At 40.5% G+C, this 21,031-nt stretch carries 24 protein-coding genes; 5 read left to right on the plus strand and 19 right to left on the minus strand.

Annotated elements, in window-relative coordinates:
• Positions 1-81 precede the first annotated feature (81 nt).
• The 4 genes from M1E09_RS13545 to M1E09_RS13560 form a co-directional block, all read right to left on the minus strand.
• Positions 82-1,218, minus strand: a complete 1,137-nt coding sequence (locus tag M1E09_RS13545; protein WP_456271396.1) for a bifunctional cystathionine gamma-lyase/homocysteine desulfhydrase — start codon at positions 1,216-1,218, stop codon at positions 82-84.
• Between the two features lie 4 nt (positions 1,219-1,222).
• Entirely contained in the window at positions 1,223-2,140 is a 918-nt protein-coding gene (locus M1E09_RS13550) for a PLP-dependent cysteine synthase family protein (protein ID WP_456271397.1), read from the minus strand.
• A 15-nt stretch (positions 2,141-2,155) separates the two neighbouring features.
• The gene (locus M1E09_RS13555; protein ID WP_456271398.1) at positions 2,156-2,617 is read right to left on the minus strand and encodes an S-ribosylhomocysteine lyase; all 462 of its coding nucleotides are present in this window, start codon (positions 2,615-2,617) and stop codon (positions 2,156-2,158) included.
• A gap of 254 nt (positions 2,618-2,871) precedes the next feature.
• Complete coding sequence (locus M1E09_RS13560) at positions 2,872-3,516, minus strand: class I SAM-dependent methyltransferase (RefSeq protein ID WP_456271399.1); 645 nt, start codon at positions 3,514-3,516, stop codon at positions 2,872-2,874.
• A gap of 233 nt (positions 3,517-3,749) precedes the next feature.
• On the opposite strand from M1E09_RS13560, the gene M1E09_RS13565 reads away from it, so the two are divergent.
• The gene (locus M1E09_RS13565; protein ID WP_456271400.1) at positions 3,750-4,649 is read left to right on the plus strand and encodes a hypothetical protein; all 900 of its coding nucleotides are present in this window, start codon (positions 3,750-3,752) and stop codon (positions 4,647-4,649) included.
• 15 nt (positions 4,650-4,664) lie between these two features.
• Here M1E09_RS13565 and M1E09_RS13570 read toward each other — a convergent pair whose 3' ends face one another.
• The 8 genes from M1E09_RS13570 to M1E09_RS13605 form a co-directional block, all read right to left on the minus strand.
• Positions 4,665-5,963, minus strand: coding sequence for a Glu/Leu/Phe/Val family dehydrogenase (locus M1E09_RS13570; protein ID WP_456274985.1), 1,299 nt, complete (start codon positions 5,961-5,963; stop codon positions 4,665-4,667).
• A 363-nt stretch (positions 5,964-6,326) separates the two neighbouring features.
• Positions 6,327-8,039: a gamma-glutamyltransferase gene (gene ggt, locus M1E09_RS13575; RefSeq protein WP_456271401.1), complete on the minus strand. Its 1,713-nt coding sequence runs from the start codon at positions 8,037-8,039 to the stop codon at positions 6,327-6,329.
• A 367-nt stretch (positions 8,040-8,406) separates the two neighbouring features.
• Positions 8,407-8,745 (minus strand): KGG domain-containing protein, encoded by a 339-nt coding sequence (locus M1E09_RS13580; RefSeq protein WP_456271402.1) that lies wholly within the window; start codon positions 8,743-8,745, stop codon positions 8,407-8,409.
• A gap of 393 nt (positions 8,746-9,138) precedes the next feature.
• Positions 9,139-9,318 (minus strand): small, acid-soluble spore protein, H family, encoded by a 180-nt coding sequence (locus M1E09_RS13585; RefSeq protein WP_456271403.1) that lies wholly within the window; start codon positions 9,316-9,318, stop codon positions 9,139-9,141.
• 81 nt (positions 9,319-9,399) lie between these two features.
• Positions 9,400-9,534, minus strand: a complete 135-nt coding sequence (locus tag M1E09_RS13590; protein ID WP_456271404.1) for a hypothetical protein — start codon at positions 9,532-9,534, stop codon at positions 9,400-9,402.
• A gap of 134 nt (positions 9,535-9,668) precedes the next feature.
• On the minus strand, positions 9,669-10,214 hold the full coding sequence (locus M1E09_RS13595) for a GNAT family N-acetyltransferase (protein ID WP_456271405.1): 546 nt from the start codon (positions 10,212-10,214) through the stop codon (positions 9,669-9,671).
• Between the two features lie 285 nt (positions 10,215-10,499).
• Positions 10,500-10,781 carry a hypothetical protein gene (locus tag M1E09_RS13600; RefSeq protein WP_456271406.1) on the minus strand — a complete coding sequence of 94 codons (282 nt, stop codon included), beginning with the start codon at positions 10,779-10,781 and terminating at the stop codon, positions 10,500-10,502.
• A 60-nt stretch (positions 10,782-10,841) separates the two neighbouring features.
• Entirely contained in the window at positions 10,842-11,393 is a 552-nt protein-coding gene (locus M1E09_RS13605; RefSeq protein ID WP_456271407.1) for a VanZ family protein, read from the minus strand.
• A 268-nt stretch (positions 11,394-11,661) separates the two neighbouring features.
• Between M1E09_RS13605 and M1E09_RS13610 the strand changes: the two genes are divergently transcribed.
• Positions 11,662-11,934 (plus strand): YpbS family protein, encoded by a 273-nt coding sequence (locus tag M1E09_RS13610; protein ID WP_456271408.1) that lies wholly within the window; start codon positions 11,662-11,664, stop codon positions 11,932-11,934.
• Positions 11,935-11,986: 52 nt separating this feature from the next.
• Here the strand turns inward: M1E09_RS13610 and M1E09_RS13615 are convergent, their stop codons facing one another.
• A complete protein-coding gene (locus M1E09_RS13615; RefSeq protein ID WP_456271409.1) occupies positions 11,987-12,424 on the minus strand; it encodes a Dps family protein in 438 nt (145 codons plus the stop codon).
• A 202-nt stretch (positions 12,425-12,626) separates the two neighbouring features.
• Here M1E09_RS13615 and M1E09_RS13620 point away from each other — a divergent pair, with 202 nt between their 5' ends.
• Positions 12,627-13,385, plus strand: coding sequence for a SurA N-terminal domain-containing protein (locus M1E09_RS13620; protein WP_456271410.1), 759 nt, complete (start codon positions 12,627-12,629; stop codon positions 13,383-13,385).
• A gap of 167 nt (positions 13,386-13,552) precedes the next feature.
• Here M1E09_RS13620 and M1E09_RS13625 read toward each other — a convergent pair whose 3' ends face one another.
• From M1E09_RS13625 to M1E09_RS13635, 3 genes are all read right to left on the minus strand, one after another.
• Entirely contained in the window at positions 13,553-14,032 is a 480-nt protein-coding gene (locus tag M1E09_RS13625; protein ID WP_456274986.1) for an NUDIX domain-containing protein, read from the minus strand.
• A 94-nt stretch (positions 14,033-14,126) separates the two neighbouring features.
• On the minus strand, positions 14,127-16,019 hold the full coding sequence (gene selB / locus M1E09_RS13630) for a selenocysteine-specific translation elongation factor (protein ID WP_456271411.1): 1,893 nt from the start codon (positions 16,017-16,019) through the stop codon (positions 14,127-14,129).
• Between the two features lie 245 nt (positions 16,020-16,264).
• On the minus strand, positions 16,265-16,633 hold the full coding sequence (locus M1E09_RS13635) for an N-acetyltransferase family protein (RefSeq protein WP_456271412.1): 369 nt from the start codon (positions 16,631-16,633) through the stop codon (positions 16,265-16,267).
• Between the two features lie 366 nt (positions 16,634-16,999).
• On the opposite strand from M1E09_RS13635, the gene M1E09_RS13640 reads away from it, so the two are divergent.
• Positions 17,000-17,821: a DUF2935 domain-containing protein gene (locus M1E09_RS13640; protein WP_456271413.1), complete on the plus strand. Its 822-nt coding sequence runs from the start codon at positions 17,000-17,002 to the stop codon at positions 17,819-17,821.
• Positions 17,822-18,662: 841 nt separating this feature from the next.
• Here M1E09_RS13640 and M1E09_RS13645 read toward each other — a convergent pair.
• The 3 genes from M1E09_RS13645 to M1E09_RS13655 all read right to left on the minus strand — a co-directional run bounded on the left by M1E09_RS13645 (position 18,663) and on the right by M1E09_RS13655 (position 20,479).
• Positions 18,663-19,259, minus strand: coding sequence for an SCO family protein (locus M1E09_RS13645; protein WP_456271414.1), 597 nt, complete (start codon positions 19,257-19,259; stop codon positions 18,663-18,665).
• Between the two features lie 132 nt (positions 19,260-19,391).
• Positions 19,392-20,153, minus strand: coding sequence for a type II pantothenate kinase (locus tag M1E09_RS13650; protein WP_456271415.1), 762 nt, complete (start codon positions 20,151-20,153; stop codon positions 19,392-19,394).
• A gap of 32 nt (positions 20,154-20,185) precedes the next feature.
• Entirely contained in the window at positions 20,186-20,479 is a 294-nt protein-coding gene (locus M1E09_RS13655; RefSeq protein ID WP_456271416.1) for a hypothetical protein, read from the minus strand.
• 215 nt (positions 20,480-20,694) lie between these two features.
• Between M1E09_RS13655 and M1E09_RS13660 the strand changes: the two genes are divergently transcribed.
• A complete protein-coding gene (locus M1E09_RS13660; protein WP_456271417.1) occupies positions 20,695-20,976 on the plus strand; it encodes a hypothetical protein in 282 nt (93 codons plus the stop codon).
• Positions 20,977-21,031: the final 55 nt, after the last annotated feature.

Here is a 21,031-nt window from a genome sequence, read left to right on the forward strand (position 1 = left end):
CAAAACAAAAAAAAAGGAAGGAACAAAATGTCCTTCCAGAAATCACATTCTCACTAAATGAAGACTCTCGCGCTGATAATTCTAAGATTGTAAGGCACTTTCAACGTCCTCAATCAGATCCTCTACATCTTCAAGGCCAATCGATACGCGGACAAGCCCATCTGTTATCCCTAACTCAACTCTTCTTTCCGCCGGTATGGAAGCATGAGTCATTTTTGCTGGAACGGAAATAAGGCTTTCCACCGCTCCAAGGCTTTCAGCAAGGGTAAAGTAACGGACGTTCGTCAATAGTTTTGCAGCATTTTCTTCGCTGCCGACATCGAATGATATCATCCCGCCTGCCCCGCGTGCCTGTTTACTATGCGTTTCATTTCCTTTGTGTGAATCCAATCCAGGGTAGTAAATGTTACTTACCTTAGGGTGATCCTGCAGGAATTCAACAAACCGTTTTGTGTTCTCTTCAATCTCCTCCATCCTGATCCCCAGTGTCTTGATGCCTCTCATCAGTAACCAGGAATCTTGCGGCCCTAAGATCGCCCCTGCTGAATTCTGAACAAAGTGTATTTCTTCTGCAAGCTTCTCAGAATCAACAACGATTAATCCTGCAACTACATCACTATGCCCTCCGAGGTACTTTGTTGCACTGTGCAAGACAATATTAGCACCATGTTCAATCGGATTCTGCCAGTAAGGGGTACTAAAAGTATTGTCGACAATGAAAAGGAGATTATTTTCCTTTGCTAATTGAGATACTGCCTGAAGATCTGTAATCTTCAACAATGGATTAGTTGGTGTTTCTACGTAAATAGCTTTAGTGTTCGGCTTTATTGCTTCTCTAACCTTATCTGTATCAGAGGTATCCACAAAAGAAACCTGCAGATCAAATCGATTCATTACTTTTGATAGAAGACGGTATGTACCGCCGTATACATCATCAGTAAAGATGATATGGTCACCGGAGTTAAACAACATCATCAAGGAAGAAATGGCTGCCATTCCTGAGCCGAATGCAAAACCGGCGTGTCCCCCCTCTATATCCGCAATCAAGGTTTCCAGTGCATGCCGTGTCGGATTGCCAGTACGTGAATATTCAAATCCGCGATGCTCCCCCACCCCGTCCTGTTTGTAGGTGCTTACTTGATAAATCGGAACAGATACAGCTCCTGTCCTTTCATCACCTGTTATTCCACCATGTATAAGTCTTGTTTTTCTTCTCATATTTTCACTCCTCATAAATTCCTTGGCTTAAGTAACGTTCACTGCTGTCTGGAAAAACAGTGACAATGTTAGTTCCTTCCTTCGCTTTCTCCGCTTCCTTCAACGCCGCTGTAAATGCCGCGCCCGAAGAACTGGCCACAAGCAGCCCTTCTTTCAATGCAAGTTGTTTCACCGCATTGAAAGCCGCATTGTCAGTAATCGTATAAATTTCATCAAAATAGTTTGTATCCATATAAGAAGGTAAGAATTCCATGCCGATTCCTTCTGTTTTATGCGGTCCTGATTCTCCCCCATTAAGAATCGATCCCTCAGGTTCAACTATAACCGTTTTAACACCGGGATTTTTCTCTTTAAGGTATTTGGCAGTTCCCATGAACGTTCCACCTGTTCCACCGCCTGCAATAAAGATATCAACTTTCCCATCCAGTTCCTCATAAATTTCCGGACCCAGAGTCTCATAATAGGTGTCAGGGTTGGAAGGATTATCAAATTGCTGAGGACAATAGGATCCTTCCATTGTGGCACTTAATTCTTTCGCCTTTGCAATGGCACCTTTCATTCCTTCATTTGTAGGAGTATTGACGACCTTTGCACCCAATGCGCGCATAAGCGTTTGCTTCTCCACACTGAACTTCTCAGGTGTGACAAAGACTACCTTATACCCTTTCCCTACAGCTGCCATCGCGATACCAATCCCTGTATTACCGGCAGTTGGTTCAATAATTGTGCCTCCGGGCTTAAGAACCCCGGACTCTTCTGCATCTTTCAATAGTTTCACCCCAAGGCGGTCCTTGATGCTTCCGCCCGGATTGAAATATTCCAGTTTAGCAAATAGGCGGACCCCTTCAGGGATTCCCATATTGGTAAGCTCTATTAGCGGGGTTTTACCGATTAGTTCTTGTACACTTTTTACATACTTCAAGAACAGCACTCCTTATTATGCAAATACTTCTGTCCATTCATTTCTGCGATCAAGCATTTCCCTTGCAAGTTCTTTGGCTCCTTCTAAACTGTGGCTTGCGGCGAATCCACATTGAACTTCATTGCAGGCAGGAACTTCCGTCGCCTCAAGAACATCTTTAAGCGTATTTTCAATAACGTCCAAGACGATCTCATAACTATCATCATTAAGGATGGTAATATAGAATCCTGTTTGGCATCCCATTGGACCGATATCGACAATTCGATCATGATGATTTCTGCTGAACTCCGCCATCATATGCTCCAACGAGTGAAGAGCTGGCATCTTCATAAACTCCTTGTTTGGCTGCTTCAGGCGAAAATCATATTTATAAATTTTATCTCCGCTCTGGCCTTCTGTAATTCCAACGAGCCTTACATAGGGTGCTTTCACTTTCGTATGGTCTAAATTAAAACTTTCTACATTCATTTTTGGCATATCCATCTCTCCCTGTCTCTCATTTATTTTCACAGTTTTTCATAATCTTAGCAGCTATCACAAAGTTGATGTTGATTTTGGCAGGATACGCAAACCCGCGGACGGAGGGTGACCCTATTCTAGCCATTAGTGACTTCAGGAAACCACCTTCACGATCTTCCCGCAGGATACTCGTATCTTTTTTTCGATTAAAGACTTCTTAAAGTAAAACCTGAGTATGATATTTAATTTATAGCCAGCTGTTAAAGGAGCCTTTATTTCTTAGTAGCCGCCATAATCCAAACATACTTATTTTTCTGAATAAATTCAACAGAAAAGCCATGCCTGTTGCATATTCCTTCGAGTGTGTCGAGGTATGTGTAGTGTTCGCTGTTCAAGTCATCCACAAGATTGTTGTAGTAAGAAGCAACTGCCCTTTCCATGATCTCTCTTTTAGCAGCTTTGTCTTTGAAAACTGTATCAGCAAACACAATTACTCCTCCTTTTGGAAGAATAGCACTGTATTTTTTAATCGCTCTTTCTTTATCCTCATCTATTAAATGATGAAATGCATATGAACTTACAATAGAAGTAATTTGTTCATCAGGCATTGGAAAATTTAGAAAGTCTCCATCCTTGATTTTCGCTTCAGGTACTTTTAATTGCCCGATTTTCAACATTTCCTCTGATGGTTCAATTCCATATACGGTGAATCCACGGTTGACTAACTTCCTTGTAAGGTTACCTGTGCCGACCCCAAACTCCAAAATATTCGGGCCTGTAGATTTACTGACTACAGATTGCAGAATTTCATCGTACTTATCAAACACTTCACGATATTCTACATCCCCTTCTTCCGATACTGTATGGTCATAGGTTTCTGCCCAATGATTGAACAAATCAACAAATTCACGACTCATTTTTTATCACCCTTATTTATCTAATAAACCCGATAAGAATACTCAGGTTTTAAGTTGAATTAATAATAACATAGGATTTTTAAAAAATAAATCGGCAAATGCCCATAAATTTAAAATTTTTTTCAATATTCATTTAGAAATATAATGTTTCACTTGAACCAATGGTTAAGTATACATCTTTAAAAAAGGAATAAATCCCCCTGGAAATTCAAAGCATAAACAGGAAAGAAGCAATGCAAGCCAGAAACACGGCTGCATCCAATCCAGGGGGGTATAAGGAACAATTGAAACGAATAAATAAGAACTCTCTGCCCTTTATTGTTTTGTCTATTGTCCATTTATCACTGCTGGTGTTTACTTTATTTAAAAAATGCGAGAGACATACTCTCACGTTACTATTGTCCAACATTAGCTTCGCTTACATTTTCGAATACTTCGTTTTCAATGTTTTTCATTCTTACCGCTATAATCCTAAAATCTTAAAGAAACGGGCTCTGGATAATGCTTTGGGCGCATTACTTTCTCAAGCAATATACATCCCGATAACTGCAACTTTTATTTCAGTATTCAAACTGGGGTGGCAGTGGAAGTCCATCTTTATCATTTATTTTCATGTTATCGAGTTATTTTTTTTAAAAGTGAAGAGTTACAAGCTCTATTGGTGGAGACCACTCTATACAACACTTCTCCTTCCAATCTATTTTGCTTCCAGTGACTATTGGAATGCCAATTTAAGGTCCGGAAGAACAAGCATACTTTGGCTTTCAACCTACCTATCAAGTGGAGTTGTCACAAAAACCCTTGCATTTATTTGGGATATTTTCAAAAAACAAAAAATTGGCCTGGGCAGAAACCATACCTGGAAGGAACACTTTTTAATTTCTCCTTTATATATGTTGGTTTATGTAGCTATCTCTCTTGTACCGGCAATCCACAAAGGCCCTGCAACAAAGTTCTTAACTTTTATGCTTATGTTGTCATTAAACCTTTTGCTGTCTCTTCTGAAAATCATTAACAGCAGCCAACTTTTCATTAAAACAGCTGTTTTGAACATGCTAATGGTCTTTCTTTCACCAGCTCTCAAAACATTTATTTTTGCAAAACAAAAAAAGACTGATTCAAAATCCAGTTGAATCAGTCTGCATTATTCAGCAATCAATTGGCATTGACCAGTTCTTTATCCAGCCCCTCGCTTTCATCGCTTCTGTTAAGCGGCCTACACCAACAAGATAGGCGGACTCTCTCATCGAGGCATCTTTCTCGTTCTTCATTCGATAAACACTTTCAAAAGCATTTTCCATTTTTTCTTTCAATTTTTCATTTACTTCTTCTTCTTTCCAGAAGTAGTGCATGGCATTTTGCACCCACTCAAAGTATGAAACCGTAACTCCTCCGGAATTGCACAAAATATCAGGGATAACGAAAATTTCTTTTTCTTCCATAATTTCATTTCCTTGAGGCGTCGTTGGGCCATTCGCTGCTTCAGCTACGATTTTTGCTTTAATAGTCGGTGCAGTTTCCTCAGTGATTTGATTTTCGAGGGCAGCTGGAACGAGAATATCACACTCTGCTGCAAAAAGGTCCTCATTGGAAATATCCTCGCTTCCTTCAAAGCCTTTAACTGTTCCATTTTCATTAACATAGTCAATGAGACTGACTATGTCCAGTCCATTAGGCTGATAGGCTCCACCTCCGGCATCCGTAACCGCCGTCACCTTAACACCTTGTTCATGGAGCAGTTTAGCTGTAATAGAGCCTACATTCCCAAAACCTTGAACGACTGCAGACAGATTATCCATTTCCAGGTCCAAACGTTTCGCGGCCTCCATAATATTGATGACGACTCCTCTGCCTGTCGCTTCTATCCTACCCTCTGAACCGCCTATTATCACTGGTTTTCCAGTAATAAAACCTGAAACATCCTTTCCTCGAAGCCTGTCAAATTCATCGAGCATCCAGCCCATGATCTGCCCATTTGTATTCACGTCAGGTGCCGGCACATCTTTTTCCGGCCCTATAATTGGTTCAAGCTCTCTTATATAGCCCCTGCTTAATTCCTCCAGCTCTCTTTCAGAAAGCTCTTTCGGATTGACTATCACTCCGCCTTTACCTCCTCCGAACGGAAGGCCTACAAGTGCGGATTTTAATGACATCCACATGGATAAAGCAACAACTTCATCTTCATTTACATCGGGATGAAATCTGATACCTCCTTTTGTTGGGCCGAGAATATCGATATGCTGTGATCGCATTCCCGTATAATTTTCATATTCACCATTGTCTTTTCTTACAGGAATCGATACTTTCATCACTCTTTTTGGTTTCTTCAATGTATTATAGACGCCTTCAGGAAGATCCAGGGTTTCAGCCGCCCTTTTTATTAACTGTTGAGCAATTTTGTATGGGTTGGTAATTTCATTACCATCTTTTTCTTCTTTCACCGGCATCTCGGTCTTTACTTCTGCAGCCAGTTCTTCTTGTTCGAGATTCTTGGGTTCTTTATTCGTAACTTTTGGTTTCTCTTCCATCTTGATATCTTTTGCTGGATCAGGTTTTCTCATTGTTCTCCCTCCGTTTGCCTTCAAAGATTTATCTGGTTTCTTACTCTCATTAATTCCCATACCCACTGGGTACCGCTATAAACGTCCAGACATGATCCTCAGCTTATTCCAGTGCATAAAATTCAGAAAAATCGAGTAAATATGTGATGTAGGATATACTTGAAGGTTTCTCACGGTTGACGAATCGTAATACGCAGGTTCATGAATTAGAATTTCCTCATTGAAAAAGACTGCTTAAGAGCAGTCTTCTTACATTCTATCCGCCTCTTCTTTCCAGACGGCGGACGCTTTCCCCGGCCTTGTCGAATCGGCAGCACCATATAAAGTATTTTCTTCGTTATTGATGAGGATCGCCTGGACATTTCCTATAGGCATACTGTCGTCTAAAATCTGTATTCCAAGACTTTTGAGTTTTTCTTTAATACCTTCATCGAAATCATCTTCCACCCATACTTCCGGCGCTGTACTGTTATAAATTCGTGGATGTTCAATCGCCTCTTTAAGGTCCATTTTAAAGTCCAGAACATTCAAGATGACGTGAGCAACTGAAGAAACTATCGTCGGACCTCCCGGAGAACCTAAGGTCATGAAAGGCTCGCCATCTTTCAGAATGATGGCAGGGCACTTTGCACTGACTGGATATTTCCCGCCTCGCATCTCATTCACATGATCCTTTTCGACTTTAAAATCCGTTAAATCATTATTCAGAAGGAATCCATATTCAGTAATCATGATCCCTGCCCCAAAGTAATGCTCAAGTGAAGACGTACAGGCTGCTACATTTCCCCACTTATCAACAGCTGTGAAGTGGGTTGTTTCTCCACCTTCCTCTTTCTTTTGTGATTGCGAAGCTGCTCCAGGCTCTATCCCGCTGCCATCATATTTCCAAGGGTTTCCGAAATCGATATCTGGATTTCTGCGGCTCAGATCGATGAACCTTGCCCTTTCAGCAATATATTCCAGATGCAGCAGCCCTTCGACAGGTACGTTATGAAAATTAGGATCGCTCATGTACGCAAGCTTATCCGAGAATACAAGTCTCATAGCTTCTGAAATAATAAAGTATTTCTCCCATGAAGATGCATTATATTCACTTAAGTCAAATTGCTCAATGATTTTCAAGATTTGAAGCACATTGGTCCCACCACCATTCGGAGGAGCAGGGACCGCAATGTCAAATCCACGATAATTGCGGACGACTGGTTCTTGAATTTCACACTCATAATTTTCAAGATCTTTCATTTCCATATGCCCGTTATACTCTTGCAGCCGGTCAATAACAGCCTTTCCGATTTCACCTTTGTAAAGAGCATCTATCCCTTTTTCCTTAAAAATCCGGAATGTTTTCGCCAAGGCTTCATTTTTGACCAGGTCCCCTTCTACTAATGGCACTCCATTTGGAAAGAAAAAATCTTTGGCTGAATGTCCAACCCTGTCTCCATACAGCTTTAATGCCATATCCCAAAGGAAGTTCACCTTTATGCCATTCTCGGCGAGATCAATCGCCGGATCAAGCAACTCGCCAAGCTCCTTCGTCCCATAAGCTTTGTTGAGTGTATCCATAGCTTTCATAATTCCTGGTATCCCTACAAAACTTTCGTTCATTGTCCTTTCAACAAAAGGAATCAGTTTACCATTTTCATCAAGGCATAACTCCGGATGTGCACTCTCAGGTGCCTTGGAGTGGCCGTTGAACACCTTTGTTTCTCCTGATTCTCTGTGGTGATAGACAATGAAGCCGCTGGCTCCAACCCCTGTATTGAAAGGTTCGGATACTGCAAGGGCAAACTGCATGGCCACTATTGCATCCGCTGCAGTCCCGCCATTTCTAAGGACATCAGCTCCAGCATCGCTTGACTCTTTAGTGGCACTTGCAGTCATTCCAAAATCCCCGACTGCTTTATACTGATCATCAGTACGTTCAAATTTTTGATTGTTGAATATATCCCTTATATCCATCATGTACCCTCCTGACATATACTGTGAATCGTGAAAAAAGTGGAAGGATTCCTCTCTCCTTTTTCATCTCTACCAATGTGGTCCTTCAAACCAGTTTAGGGTTTTAGTCTTTCATAAGCTTTCGTATATCTGTATTACCGTTACCCTTTTTCTATTTACCTTAAAACCCTTTAATCTCCACTGTCTCCGAAATCTTTGTTACCTTTGAAATAGTATTAGTCCAACTTTGCTCCAATCAACCCATTGTAAGATAAATCAAAATGAAGGACTATAAAACCAAGAAGAAGGCAGCAATTTATAGAGGAGAAGGTAAAAAGGAGCTTGCACAATTAAATGTGCAAGCTCCGAGATTTTTCAACCGAGACAATTATTACTGATTGTTGTTTTGTCTGCTGCGGGACTCTCCGCCTTTTTCTCCGATTTCTTTATAGAATTCTTTGTCATGGTTGTTGGATGTGGCTTCTCCGCCTTTTTTACCGATTTCCTGATAGAACTCCTTATCATGGTTTTGAGATGTGGTTTCTCCGCCTTTTTCTCCAATTTCCTGATAGAATTCCTTATCGTGGTTGTCAGAAGTAGTGTTTCCACCTTTTTTGCCGATTTCCTGATAAAATTCTTTATCATGATTTTGCGCTGTTGTCTTACCGCCTTTGCGGCCTGCTTCTTCTAAACTCATTTTGCCATTGTTTTGATTATTGTTCTTAGCCATTATAAAATCCTCCTTAATAATACTTAATTTAAGTCGATTTACTCAAGCTGATTTCTGAGATGAAATTTCATAGACTCACTTAAGGCCATAGTGACACCCGTTGGACTATGAGGAACAACATCTGCTTTTTATCTTAACCTTTGTTGTTACTCTTCCACCTTTTAAGACTCATAAACAGGAAAATCACGGTTTAATACTTTTGTAATACTCCTGTAATTCTATTTATGCTAAACATGTGATATGAAACCTTATCCTTCTAGTGATCATTTTCAACTTCAAAAACCAACATGCAGTTTTATGTAATGTTTCTTCTTATAGTATTGATGAAAAGAGCATTTAGCAAGCATTCCAAAACAAAATGCCCCCTAAATAGGGAGCATTGATATCTCATCTTTATTCTTCTATTAAATCCTGGACCGCCACTTGTGAACGCTCTTCAAGGGGACCTCTTAAATGCACCGTTGCCATTCTTTGGTCTTCAAGCAATTCGTCAATCCAGACAGCAACTCCTTGATATGTAACATTAATGTCTGCCGACGAAGCCAATATTTGCTTACATCTGTTAATTTCCATCCATATGCCTCCATTTTGATGATATGGAGATAGTTTGCCTGAAGCACACAATTTTATTCGTGCATTTTTTTAGTCTGATGATTAGTCCTGATGGCTATGGATGATTACCGATTCTCCCAATTCCATTTCAGGTGAAAGATGCTTTTCCGAATGACATCCAAGCAATGCAGCTATGGAAAAGAACATACAAATTAACTTCAGCCGCTTTTTATTCATTCCGTCTCCTCCTGCTCCTGATCCTTCTTCTTATTTAAGCAGAAAAACCACATCCTACCTACTGTTTTTCTTAAATATGCTTAAAAGAATGAAATGCTGTTCTGTATCAATACCCACAATGGAAAAGTTCCAAGCTAAGTTGTTTGCCATTCCGGCTGCAATAAAGAAAACATGTATGTATCATGAGATTTACCATGCTGGTAAATATACCCCCTTAATACCCCCTCTTCTTTAAAGCCGAGCTTTTTCAGAAGCCTTTGCGAAGCTTGATTTCCAAGAAAAGTAATGGCTCCCATACGGTATAGTTGGAGCTCTTCAAATGCATATTCTATTATTGCCTCAGCTGCCTCGCTAGTATATCCCTTAGCCCAGAAATCAGGATGAATTTCAAAACCGATTTCGGCTTTTTTATTTCCCCGCTGCAGATTATTCTGGCCAACCGTCCCTATAAATGTGTTATCTTCTTTTAAAACAATCCCCCATCTCATGGATCTCATGCCTGCATATCCTTGTTGGAAGGAGGCAATAATATCTTTCGCCTGATCTATTGTCACAAGGGATTCCATTCCATAGAACCTGGTTACATTGTCGAGCGACATTATTTCAAAATATCGCTGGGTGTGGCTTTCATTGATTTCAACTAAATTAAGCCTGCTGGTGTCCAACTCAGGAAATGGCATAAAGGACCGTCCCCTTTCAATTATGTTATTAATTTTCAAATGCTCTTTTCGCAAATATTGCGGCTGAAGAACAAGAATGGATTTCCGCTCGAAGGCACCGGTATATCTGCCTTGAAAACAACTACTCAGAAAAGAGCCTATTCAAAAGAATATAAGCTGTATCTTAACCAATGGAAGGCATTGTTTGTGTTGAAAATTGTCGAATTTATTAATTCTTTTCTGTTTCTTACAAATGAAAAAAGGGAGTATAAGTTGAATTATACTCCCTGATTCTCTTCATAATATCTATTTCTTCTCTTGACCCTTAGTAACAAGAGAATTTTCATTATTATTAAGGTATTGGTCGGGATTTACACCTTTTGAAGGTTCCCCGCTTTCCAGGCGTTCCTGCAATTTTTTATTCGCTTTTTCTGTTTTTGAATTGCTCGCGTGATGATTTTCATCAGAATAAAACTCCTGGTTCAGCTTCTGATTGGCATTTTCTGCTTTAGTCGGTTTCTTATCGATAAGGGTTGCCTCCTTTTGCGTTAAATGGTTTGTACAGTATTCTTTTCCCGCTTTAGGCATTGTTAATCATTGCTTATTTCAAATAAACAAACCATTCCCATTTGGCTGACTTCCTTTATCCTATTCCTTCCAGTAAGTGAATTTCTTCCAAATCCTCATAAACAGCAAAAATAGAAACGCGCCCAAAAATGAACCGAACGTATTCATAATCCAGTCATCTATATCCGTGGCACGGCCCAAAGGCATTATAAACTGGATCACTTCTACAGATATCGAAAGAGCGCTCCCGGCCAAGGTTGTTTTCAGAAGGATAAACCTTCGTTTTCTGATCCACCAGGCATAAAAGAACGTGAAGGGAATGAAAAGGAAGATGTTTGCGGTCAGATTTCTAATCGGTACATCCAAATGGTTTCTGTATACCAAATTCAATTTCAGATTATCAAAGGGCCGAAAGTTAACAGTCCCTTCCAAAGCCACCCCTGGGACGAGCGGAGAAAGTGTAATGAGAAAAATTCCACCTAATGAAATCAGAGTGAACAAAACAGGGATAAGATCGGCCCATCTAACTTCACCCTTTTGCTTTTTCCATAGATAAACGGTCATCACAAGCGTGGCTGTAACCATAGCAAGGATGGGTATAACCCAACTGAATTGTCTCCAAAGCTGTATCATCTTCAGCCCACTTTCTTAACTTAACTGAATTCTGTTTACGATAGGCAATCATTAAATCGCTATCTATTAATCATATATACTTGCATACGAATCTGTCGATTACTATTTTCATGGAAAAAGAGGTTTGATTCAAGGTTAAAAACTCACTAATTTCCATTTCATTTTATCATTTGCAAAATAGATCTAAAAGGTTGCGATAATCCGGGTAAATGAGCATAATAAAAAGGGACTTAACATATCTAAATGAAACCCTGTCAGGAGTGAGTACATGAGTGTCCATAAAGCTATTACAGATCATTCAAAAAAACAAAATAGCATTGCAAAAGAATTCCTTATGCTTGATGAACAGAGAGAAAATTATATTGAAGAAGCAGTAAATCTCTGCTTAAAAGGTGAATCCTTTACTACTGATAAGATTAATCAGGTTACAAAAAGAATAAATGATGAAGCAAGGCTGGGGATCGTACCTGAAAGAAAATTTGTGACGATTGAAATGGTAGAGGAGTATTGCGCCAAGTTATCGAAGGATTCAGCGAAGTAAAGCGCTTGTCTTATATAAGTAAAACCCCGGCCAATATAGGACCGGGGTTCTTCTATGCATTATAGGCACTTAACATCCATACATGTTGTTCGAGTGAAGACTTTATCCCGATAAACATATCGGCAGTAGGCTGGTCATGGAGCTCTTCGGCTGTTTCTATGAGTTTTTTTGACTCCTTGATAAGTTGTTCAAAGTCTTTCACGAGAGCAGACACCATCTCTTTTGAATCCTCCTGGCAGGTTGCTTCTTCAATCGTGGCGGTTTCCAGGTACTTTTTTAAAGTGGCAACCGGTTTTGCTTTTAGTGTAAGGATTCTTTCAGCGATTTCATCGATATATTGCCCTGCTTCTGTATAATATTCCTCAAATTTTTCATGCAGTGTAAAGAAATCTGTCCCCGTTACATACCAGTGATAATTATGTGATTTTGTATACAGGATATTCCAATTTGAGAGTTGATTATTCAACATGACAATTAGCCCGTTTGACATTAAGTGAATTTCCCCTTTCGCTAAAATTTGTTTCAATCTTGTTAAATTGACGCTTATATCTTTCCTTTTCATCACAAATGTTATACACTTGCCACTAAGTTATTTAAGTTTGGCGATTCTCTTATAAGCTTGCACCGACTAGACAACTAAGAGATTCGGTTAGTTTTTCCCAAAATGTTTTTTTGAAGAGAGGGGTATTTGAATGAAGAGTAAATGGAAATTAGCAATGCTTGCGGGCATGTTAACAATAGGACTGGCTGCGTGTGGAAATGAGGAAAACAGCCAGGAACCAGAGACGGACAGCAGCACTCAAGAAGAACAGACAGCCCAACTTGAAGAAGCACAAAAAAAGTTGGAAGAACAACATGTTGATGAAGAGCAGACTGTAGCGGTCGTTAATGACGAGAGCATCAAAGGAGAAGCTTATAATACGCTGCTGTCCCGGACCCAAATCCAATATCAGCAGATGGGACAAGACCCAACTTCTGAAGAGATCGCAACGCAGCTGAAAGAAAGCACGATTGACAGCCTTATCGGACAAACTCTGCTTCTGCAAGAAGCGGACAAGAAGGGGTATGAGGCTACAGATGCAGAAATACAAGAAGAACTTGATTCACTGAAGGCAGACTATGAAGACGAAGCTCAGTTTGAAGAGATTTTAGAAAGTAATGGCCTTACACTTGATGAGCTAAGAACCGAAATTGCAGATAACATTAAATATACAGCCTATGTTGAGAAAGAACTTTCAGTAGAAGAAGTGAAAGAAGAAGATGTAAAGGCTTATTACGACAAATATGCAGAACAAAACAGCGGCAGTGAAGACACAGAAACCCAAATGCCTGAATATGAAGAAGTAAAAGAACAGATCAAACAAGAACTACAAAGACAAAAAACTCTGGATGTACTCGCTGCAGAAGTTGAAAAATTGAAAGAAAACGCTTCTATCGAAATAAAGATCTAATTCTAATAATATTCTTTGACAGCTTAACATCGGCTGAAAAAAATTTTTAATCATGTGAGTGATGAATGATATTTTCAGCAATCAACAACCGTTGAAACTGAAACAAACAAAAGCCTGCCCGTATTAAGAGATTTCTTTTCTCTTTGACGGGCAGGCTTTTTGCTCTTTCATAACTCTCTAATTGTAACCTCAGCTGAATGTTTTTCAATTCCATCCCATACAGAATGAATCTCAAACACGCCTTCTTTAAAAAAATAAGGAAATCTCCTTTTAAACCATGGCTGCATGGGTAACCCAAGGGCTTCGTTCTTACAAACCCATTTCAATTTACCTTCTGGAGGTTCCTGCAACAGTTCTCCGCTCAGATCGGTCGCCAGGTAGTTATAGACAATATACCGATATTTCTTATGAGGAATAACAAATTCATCTATACCTTTAAACTTCATTGCCCCGACTATCAATCCGGTTTCTTCCTTCACTTCCCTTTCCGCTCCCTGTGCAGGGCTTTCAGGAAAGTCAATTTTGCCACCAGGAGCTAAATAACCGGGAAATCCCTTGTCAGACGGCCTTTCTACTAATAAAATCCGTTCCCCTTTTTCAATCATTACCATTGTATAAAGCTGGGTTTCATACTCTTTCCAATCCATCATTTCCCCCTAATACTGTTCATCCATTGGAAGATTAGTTAAGGGCGAAAGCGACGTACCCGCCGCATTTTCCCCCTTTGACAGTGAATCCTGTTCAACTATTCCGCTGCTTCCATTTACGCTTATTCTCAACTCTCACTGTATATCCTCTGCTGTCCAGGGTTTCCAGGAAGGGAATCAAGAATTTACGTGACAGACCTAAAGTATCTTTTGCCGCTGATATATCGAAATCATCAGCTGTTGACTCTTGCAAATCGTTAACAGCTTCTGAAAACACATCAAAGTGATAGGCCAATTTATCATCAAGGGGTATAACGAGGTTTTGTTCCCGATAAAACTGCAGCAAACTTTGATGCAATTCCCCAGGAATCCCAGCGTCCTTGAGATATTCGGTTAATTCCAACGGTTTCCTTCCGCCTTCCTTCAATAATTCCAATGCCTGCCGGGACCTCTTGGCCCACTGTTGCGGTACCGAAGGCGTGAAACCATTGATATGAAGGAGATGCCCTTCCCGATTCCACTTCTCCTGGGATATCATATCTTTGATGACATACTCAAGAATGGATTCCTGGGAATGGTTCTTAAACAACTGGACAATCCTTGCCTTATCCATACCTATACTAAGAGGATTTTCCTTGTGGAAATTTTCAAGCTCTGTTCCCACAAGCTTTTCCATTTCCGCGGTCACTTTATAAGAAGTGATATTCCCATTTGGCATTTCAATAATTTCTTTGCCTGATAAAAGTTCCTCAAGTTCATATGATGAGAGAGAAGATTCTTGGAGAAGGCGCTCTTCCGGCAACGCCTTGAATTTTGCTAAAACATCTTCAATCCTTTGCAAGGGCGTTCCGTTTTTTTTCTGCTTCAACAAACGGATTGTGTCCTCTCCAAACTTATACCGGCTTCCGTTCGGGTCAATAACATATCCCCCGGCGACAGTTTCAGCTGGCGTCGGCCTTCTGAGGATGATCCGGTCATTTCTTTTCACGACGATCTTTCCATCTAACCTTACCTGACAAAGGATTTCCTCGTTTTCTTCCTTCACTTCATTTCTATCAAAAAACACAATCTTCCCCATTGTTTCCATAGTGCCTGCATGGAGTTTTACCGGCATCCGCTGCTTGAGAGCCAGCTCCAACCCTTTCACAAGCCTGATACTCACATCAATTGTATCTGTCACCGTGAAAAACTCAGATTTAACGAGCACATCGCCTCTGGCAGCCTCTTCTCTGCTGATTCCGGATATATTGATGGCCGTACGCTGGCCGCCAAAAGCTTCTTCCGCCTTGCTGTGGTGAACTTGAATCTGCCTCGCCCTCGTCTCTTTTCCAGCCGGGAGAAGCAAGAGAGAGTCACCCTCTTTAACACTTCCTTCATAAACTGTTCCCCTCACAACTGTACCTTGCCCTTTCACTGTAAACACCTGGTCAATAGGCATCCGGAAATCACCTGAAACACTTCTGGACGGACTTTCGCCTAAAAACTGAATGATCTTCCCTTTCAGTTCTTCTATTCCCTTGCCGCTCAGGCTGTCAGCCAAAATGACCGGGCAGCCTTCAAAAGAAGAACCTCTCAATTCTTCCACAATCTCTTCCTTAGCCAAGCTATGTAATTCTTCATCTACTTTATCAATCTTGCTTAACACAACGATCCCTTTGTCTATACCCAAAAAGGACAAAATCTCAAGATGTTCCTTCGTCTGGGGCATAACACCTTCATCAGCTGCAACGACGAGCACAACCAAATCTATGCCTGCAACTCCGGCGATCATCTGCCTGATGAATCTTTCGTGTCCAGGGACGTCCACTACCGAGACTTCCATTTCTTCTGTTTTCAGAAGGGGGGCAAACCCCAGTTCAATGGAGATCCCTCTTTCTCTCTCTTCCTTCAAACGGTCCGTGTCAATATTTGTTAAAGCTTTTACTAACGATGTTTTTCCATGGTCTATATGTCCTGCCATACCGACAGTAAAATATCTTTTTGCCAAAGCTACACCTTCCTTCTAAGAAGCCAAATAGTACAAGGAACAAATCCCTATCTTTTTCTGTTGAAAACCAAGAGGCCGACCATAATGAGCAGCAATCCAGAAAAGATGATTCCCTTGGAAACATCCCCTTCAATAAACGTTCTTATCACCCAGATAAGGATAAAAATTGTAAAAACAATATCAAATAAAAACAGTCTCTTTTTAGTTCTCTCTTTCAACTTCTGCCATCATCCTTTCTTTGACCATTACTCCCTGCCGGAACCTGGCCATCCTGAATTCACCTGCATGCCTTCCGGTTTGGATGATGGTTGCCCTGGAAACGCCTTCATCTTTAAAACCAAGCCGTTTAAAAATTTTTTTGCCTGGTCTCCAGCACTGTCAAATTCAACCCTTTCCAGCATCAGCCAATAATCCGCCAAATCAAGCAGCCTGGCGATCAGGGCCGAGCCTGCACCCTTACCATGATAATCTTCATGCACCATTATAAAGAGCGTACCGCTATGCGACCTTCGCCCTTTTCCCTGATGCATACCCGCAAAACCAATCACCTTTCCTTCCGTGACTGCAACAAAATCATGCTGACCGGGAGCGGCATTCTTCAAGATGTTCTCCATACTCTCTCTACACGCATACTAGGTAATGATACCACATTAGGCAGGACGTTTTCTTGAAGCATGATTTCTGTAACTTGCTCTGCATCACTCAATTTAATAGGCCTAATCTTTATGTCCATCTACAACCCCAACCTTCCACTTTTTCATCAGACTATTTAAAAACTTCTGTTTATTAAGATTCGACAATTCCGGTCTTTATCCTAGTGCTGAGTAAAATTAAAATTATCTGCCATTTGAATACAGATGGGAAGACATATTTACAAGCATATAGGTACTCTACTATTAATAACTTTTATTAAAGAGGACTGTTTAACAACGAGGTTATCAAAGATATCGATCAAAAAAGAATAAGAGTGGAGGATTAGAATGGGCAAAGAATATATTTCCATTTGGGAGGAGCATCAATTCTGGTTGAATATGCTTCAGGATCATGCTTATTTTGTCAGAGATTATTTGTCACCGGCTGAGAGCAAATGGGTCTACGAGGCAGACAGGTTTATAGGAAAATTCGAGACTGTTCTTGAAAGCTTGAGGCTAATCCCTCAAAATGCATCCTATTCATCTCCAGAAATGATACAACTGTCCCATATGGCTTATGATACAGCAAGCAAATATTATCTTTTTGAGGGGCATATCTTGAATTTACGATTAAAGAATGAGATAAACATTAATCTTACCCCTACCTATTTTAATGGAACGTTGAATGAGAATGCTGAATATCTCAGAATTCTGGAATATTTCATGAAGGGTGAAGATGCCCCTCCCCTTTCACTTTCCGACCTATTGACTCTTTGGCTTGAAGATCAGCTTGGCCATGCAGTATTACTCATCAGGCTGGTGGACGGCATTGAATTTGAAATCGTACAGCAGGCCAACGCTTTAAAACTAAAATTTTCCCAATTCATTGTAAAGAACAATTCTATCAAAGGCTATATGCGGTTCGTACCAGCAGGCTTCCCCGTTCAAATCAGGTTTGCACATCAAGTGGCTGAATCAGTCGTTGCCTTCAACCAGCTGGTCAACCATACGCTGCAATTATATGACGAAAAATCACTTGTCAATCAATCAACAAGACGGTTCCTGTTTCACCACTTTCCTGAAGCATGTTACTTTATGAAAAAGATGTCCTACTATGCCCCGAACATTCAGTATCCTCCCTGCCAGGTAACCTACCCTAAAGGAAGGTAAGCTGTTGTTGTGACAGGGATTGCCCGAAATATGTCGAATGGTGATTGATCCCTCTTGTGTATTTATTATTGGGTAGGGTTAACATTGGTCCGAATGTTTTTCTATGTTATTAGAGGGTTTTATGCTATCTATATTTTTTCATCAATTCAGATGTTACTTGATGGGGGATTTACGTGGCAGACCCTTGGGCAGCCATGGAAATGGTACTTACGGAGGAGTTATTTACCATCTAGCTCTTTGGTTTGCCTTTCAGATGGCACTTAACAGACGGGTATTTACCACCTAGCTCTTTGGACAGTCTTCCAGATGGCACTTAACAGACTTTTATTTACCACCTAGCTCTTTGGACAGTCTTCCAGATGGCACTTAACAGACTTTTATTTACCACCTAGCTCTTTGGACAGCCATGCAGATGGTATTTAACAGACTTTTATTTACCACCTAGCTTTTGAAGCAGCCTTCCAGATGGCACTTAATCCGCTTTTATTTACCACCTAGCTCTTTGGACAGCCTTCCAGATGGCACTTAACAGACGGTTATTTACCACCTAGCTTTTGAAGCAGCCTTCCAGATGGTATTTAACAGACTTTTATTTACCACCTAGCTTTTGAAGCAGCCTTCCAGATGGCATTTAACAGACGGTTATTTACCACCTGGCTCTTTGGACAGCCATGCAGATGGCACTTAGCAGACGGTTATTTACCACCTAGCTCTTGAGGCAACCCTACAGATGGCATTGAAAGGAGATTTACGGAACAAACAATGCGCCAAACATGTCAATAGTAGTTAGAAATAAAAAAGGACTGCCTTTTGACCAAAGGCAGTCTATTTTTTATGCGAATTATTCTGCTCCCTCTTCAATCAGCGCTTCCATATCCAAAGCGATTTGATCAAACGGCACCTCTTGATAACCACCGTAGCTCTTTACGACGACCCCATCCTGGTTGACCAGGTAAAAACTGGTCTGGTGGATAACCTGATCGGTATTAGGATCATCGGCTACAAGTGACTTAAATGATTTCTCAGCGAATTTTGAAATTTCATCCTGAGTATAACCTGTTAACAAATCCCATTTACTGGTATCGGCTTCATACTTCCCGATATATTCTTTCAATGCTTCTGGAGTATCCACTTCCGGATCAACACTGAAGGAAACAATACGATAATCTTCAACGCCCTCTTCTTTTAATTTTTCTTGAAGTTGGGTCATATTATAGGTCATTGGAGGACAAACCGTTTCACAGTTTGTGAATATGAAGTCGGCAAGCCAAACCTGTCCCTTTAAATCCTCCAAACTGACTTTTTCATTATGTTGATTCGTATAACTGAAGTCCTGGACTTCATAATTAATATCCGCTTTAAATCCACCATTCCCGCATGCTGCCAAAATGGATCCTGTTATTAATAATGATGTCAGCATAACTATTCGTTTGAACAAGAGAATCCCCTCCACAATCTAATCTGCCAAGTAAGCAATTCTTACTTATCTAATGGTAGAATAAACGAAAACAGAATACAATCTGAAAAGGAAACTATACTTGACTATTTTGTGAAGAGAGTCTGCCATTTTTCAACCAATTAAACAGCCTGTCGCTCCCGCATAAGCTTCCTTTCTTAAGAAAACGGGTCTATAGGAAATAATATCTTGAAATTGCGCCAAATCACTTTTCAACATTTCGTTCGCTGAGAGGGCACTGCCTGAGAATACAATAGTATTGGTTTTCTCATACTCTGCTGCCCGTGTTGCAAGAAGAATGATATTCTCTGCAACCATATTGATCATCGCCCTCAGAGTGTCTTCCACCTTGACGTCTCCGGAAAATCCCCCTGCAAAATTCCCTGCAGTCAAATGGCCAGAAACAGGCGGCGATTCTGTCTCATATATATCCTTAACAAGTAAATCGACATTGGAACGGTCACCTTCTTCAGCGAGACGAATGATTTCCCCGAACGACTTTCTGCCCGACAACAGCCTCCCCAACCCCATGATGGTTCCGCCTCCCATACCTGTACCTATCAGACGTTGCTGTTCCTTGTTTTCTTCATTCACATAGAATAAGGAAGTGCCTGTTCCGATATTCACCAGAATAAAAGGACCGTTATGCTGGTGCTCCTCCTTTACCAGATAGTTTGCACCGCTGCAAACAGCCTGAAACTCAGGAATTTCTATACATTCAGGCAGATATGGCTTAATTGCCGCCGCCTTTCCTCCTGTCACATAATATACTGATTTTGGTGAAAGCCATTGCAGCCATTCTCCCACCTTTTCAATTTCACTAGATGGGAAAAACTTATAATGCCTTGTATTGCCTTCATAATACACAATCTTCACCAGTGACCCTCCTGCGTCAATTCCAACCTTAGTCATGAAGAGGTATCCTTTTTTTTAGAAAATAAGAAAGCAAGAATAAGTCCATTCAGTACCATAATGACTAAAAACGCAATGAATAAATAAAAAATCCCTGTTATCTGTTCCCCACCATCCTGAGTTGAAAAATACCACCAGATTGAGCCGGCCAGCATAATAAGAAAGTTTAATACTGCCCCTTCTATAAATGGTTTTTTATAGCTGTTAAAGTCAAGCAGACGCTTCCAGCTCCAAAAAAAAGACACAGCGGCCGCCAGAAGGACGAGTACTACGTAAATAAATAATTCCATTTTTTATTCACCTTCCATCTTTTGGGATAATTCCATATTATTAGAAAGTTATGCTTATGGAAAGCCTGAGAAGCAAAACAGAACTGCCCTTTCCAGAATACCCTTAGGCAGCCCGGGAAAAACTCAATTAAACTCCCTTCCTCTATTTCTAGTTTGAATCATTTTTCAAACGGGAAAGTACGTAATAAATCTCTAATTTAGAGGAGGATATCCAAATGAAGACATTAGAAGTGAAACTTGAATATAAGGACAGTTCAAAAGAAAGTAATGCCAGGGAGAAGCTCGAAAATTTACTGGAAGATTCTAATTTCAAGCTTATCGCTTTAAAGGAAAATGCCGATGGAAAGAGTTCAGCACGGACGGACTCTTCATTTGATAAAATGCATTCATCACTTCCTGATCAGCCTGAAAAAGGTGACCCTGATGTAAGCTCTGCAGGGGCAGGAGGAATGGTTTCTCCAGACTCCGGTGCTTACCCTAACAGAAAAAAACAATAAAAATAAAGGGGATAAGGAGCCAGAGCCCTTATCCCTTTTTAATGCCTCATCAGCT

The sequence above is a fragment of the Bacillus sp. AK031 genome (genome assembly GCF_053903065.1).

What these genes read in the sequence shown, in the direction of transcription:
- M1E09_RS13625 (WP_456274986.1), bottom strand. Translation starts at nt 14,032, where the DNA reads ATGGATTGGAAAGAGTATGAAACCCAGCTTTATACAATGGTAATGATT.
- M1E09_RS13620 (WP_456271410.1), top strand. Translation starts at nt 12,627, where the DNA reads ATGAAGAGTAAATGGAAATTAGCAATGCTTGCGGGCATGTTAACAATA.
- M1E09_RS13580 (WP_456271402.1), bottom strand. Translation starts at nt 8,745, where the DNA reads ATGGCTAAGAACAATAATCAAAACAATGGCAAAATGAGTTTAGAAGAA.
- ggt (WP_456271401.1), bottom strand. Translation starts at nt 8,039, where the DNA reads ATGATGGATATAAGGGATATATTCAACAATCAAAAATTTGAACGTACT.
- M1E09_RS13565 (WP_456271400.1), top strand. Translation starts at nt 3,750, where the DNA reads ATGCAAGCCAGAAACACGGCTGCATCCAATCCAGGGGGGTATAAGGAA.
- M1E09_RS13560 (WP_456271399.1), bottom strand. Translation starts at nt 3,516, where the DNA reads ATGAGTCGTGAATTTGTTGATTTGTTCAATCATTGGGCAGAAACCTAT.
- M1E09_RS13590 (WP_456271404.1), bottom strand. Translation starts at nt 9,534, where the DNA reads ATGAATAAAAAGCGGCTGAAGTTAATTTGTATGTTCTTTTCCATAGCT.
- M1E09_RS13545 (WP_456271396.1), bottom strand. Translation starts at nt 1,218, where the DNA reads ATGAGAAGAAAAACAAGACTTATACATGGTGGAATAACAGGTGATGAA.
- M1E09_RS13605 (WP_456271407.1), bottom strand. Translation starts at nt 11,393, where the DNA reads ATGATACAGCTTTGGAGACAATTCAGTTGGGTTATACCCATCCTTGCT.
- M1E09_RS13585 (WP_456271403.1), bottom strand. Translation starts at nt 9,318, where the DNA reads ATGGAAATTAACAGATGTAAGCAAATATTGGCTTCGTCGGCAGACATT.
- M1E09_RS13655 (WP_456271416.1), bottom strand. Translation starts at nt 20,479, where the DNA reads ATGGAATTATTTATTTACGTAGTACTCGTCCTTCTGGCGGCCGCTGTG.
- M1E09_RS13660 (WP_456271417.1), top strand. Translation starts at nt 20,695, where the DNA reads ATGAAGACATTAGAAGTGAAACTTGAATATAAGGACAGTTCAAAAGAA.
- M1E09_RS13610 (WP_456271408.1), top strand. Translation starts at nt 11,662, where the DNA reads ATGAGTGTCCATAAAGCTATTACAGATCATTCAAAAAAACAAAATAGC.
- M1E09_RS13615 (WP_456271409.1), bottom strand. Translation starts at nt 12,424, where the DNA reads ATGTCAAACGGGCTAATTGTCATGTTGAATAATCAACTCTCAAATTGG.
- M1E09_RS13555 (WP_456271398.1), bottom strand. Translation starts at nt 2,617, where the DNA reads ATGCCAAAAATGAATGTAGAAAGTTTTAATTTAGACCATACGAAAGTG.
- M1E09_RS13570 (WP_456274985.1), bottom strand. Translation starts at nt 5,963, where the DNA reads ATGCCGGTGAAAGAAGAAAAAGATGGTAATGAAATTACCAACCCATAC.
- M1E09_RS13635 (WP_456271412.1), bottom strand. Translation starts at nt 16,633, where the DNA reads ATGGAGAACATCTTGAAGAATGCCGCTCCCGGTCAGCATGATTTTGTT.
- M1E09_RS13640 (WP_456271413.1), top strand. Translation starts at nt 17,000, where the DNA reads ATGGGCAAAGAATATATTTCCATTTGGGAGGAGCATCAATTCTGGTTG.
- M1E09_RS13595 (WP_456271405.1), bottom strand. Translation starts at nt 10,214, where the DNA reads ATGCCATTTCCTGAGTTGGACACCAGCAGGCTTAATTTAGTTGAAATC.
- M1E09_RS13600 (WP_456271406.1), bottom strand. Translation starts at nt 10,781, where the DNA reads ATGCCTAAAGCGGGAAAAGAATACTGTACAAACCATTTAACGCAAAAG.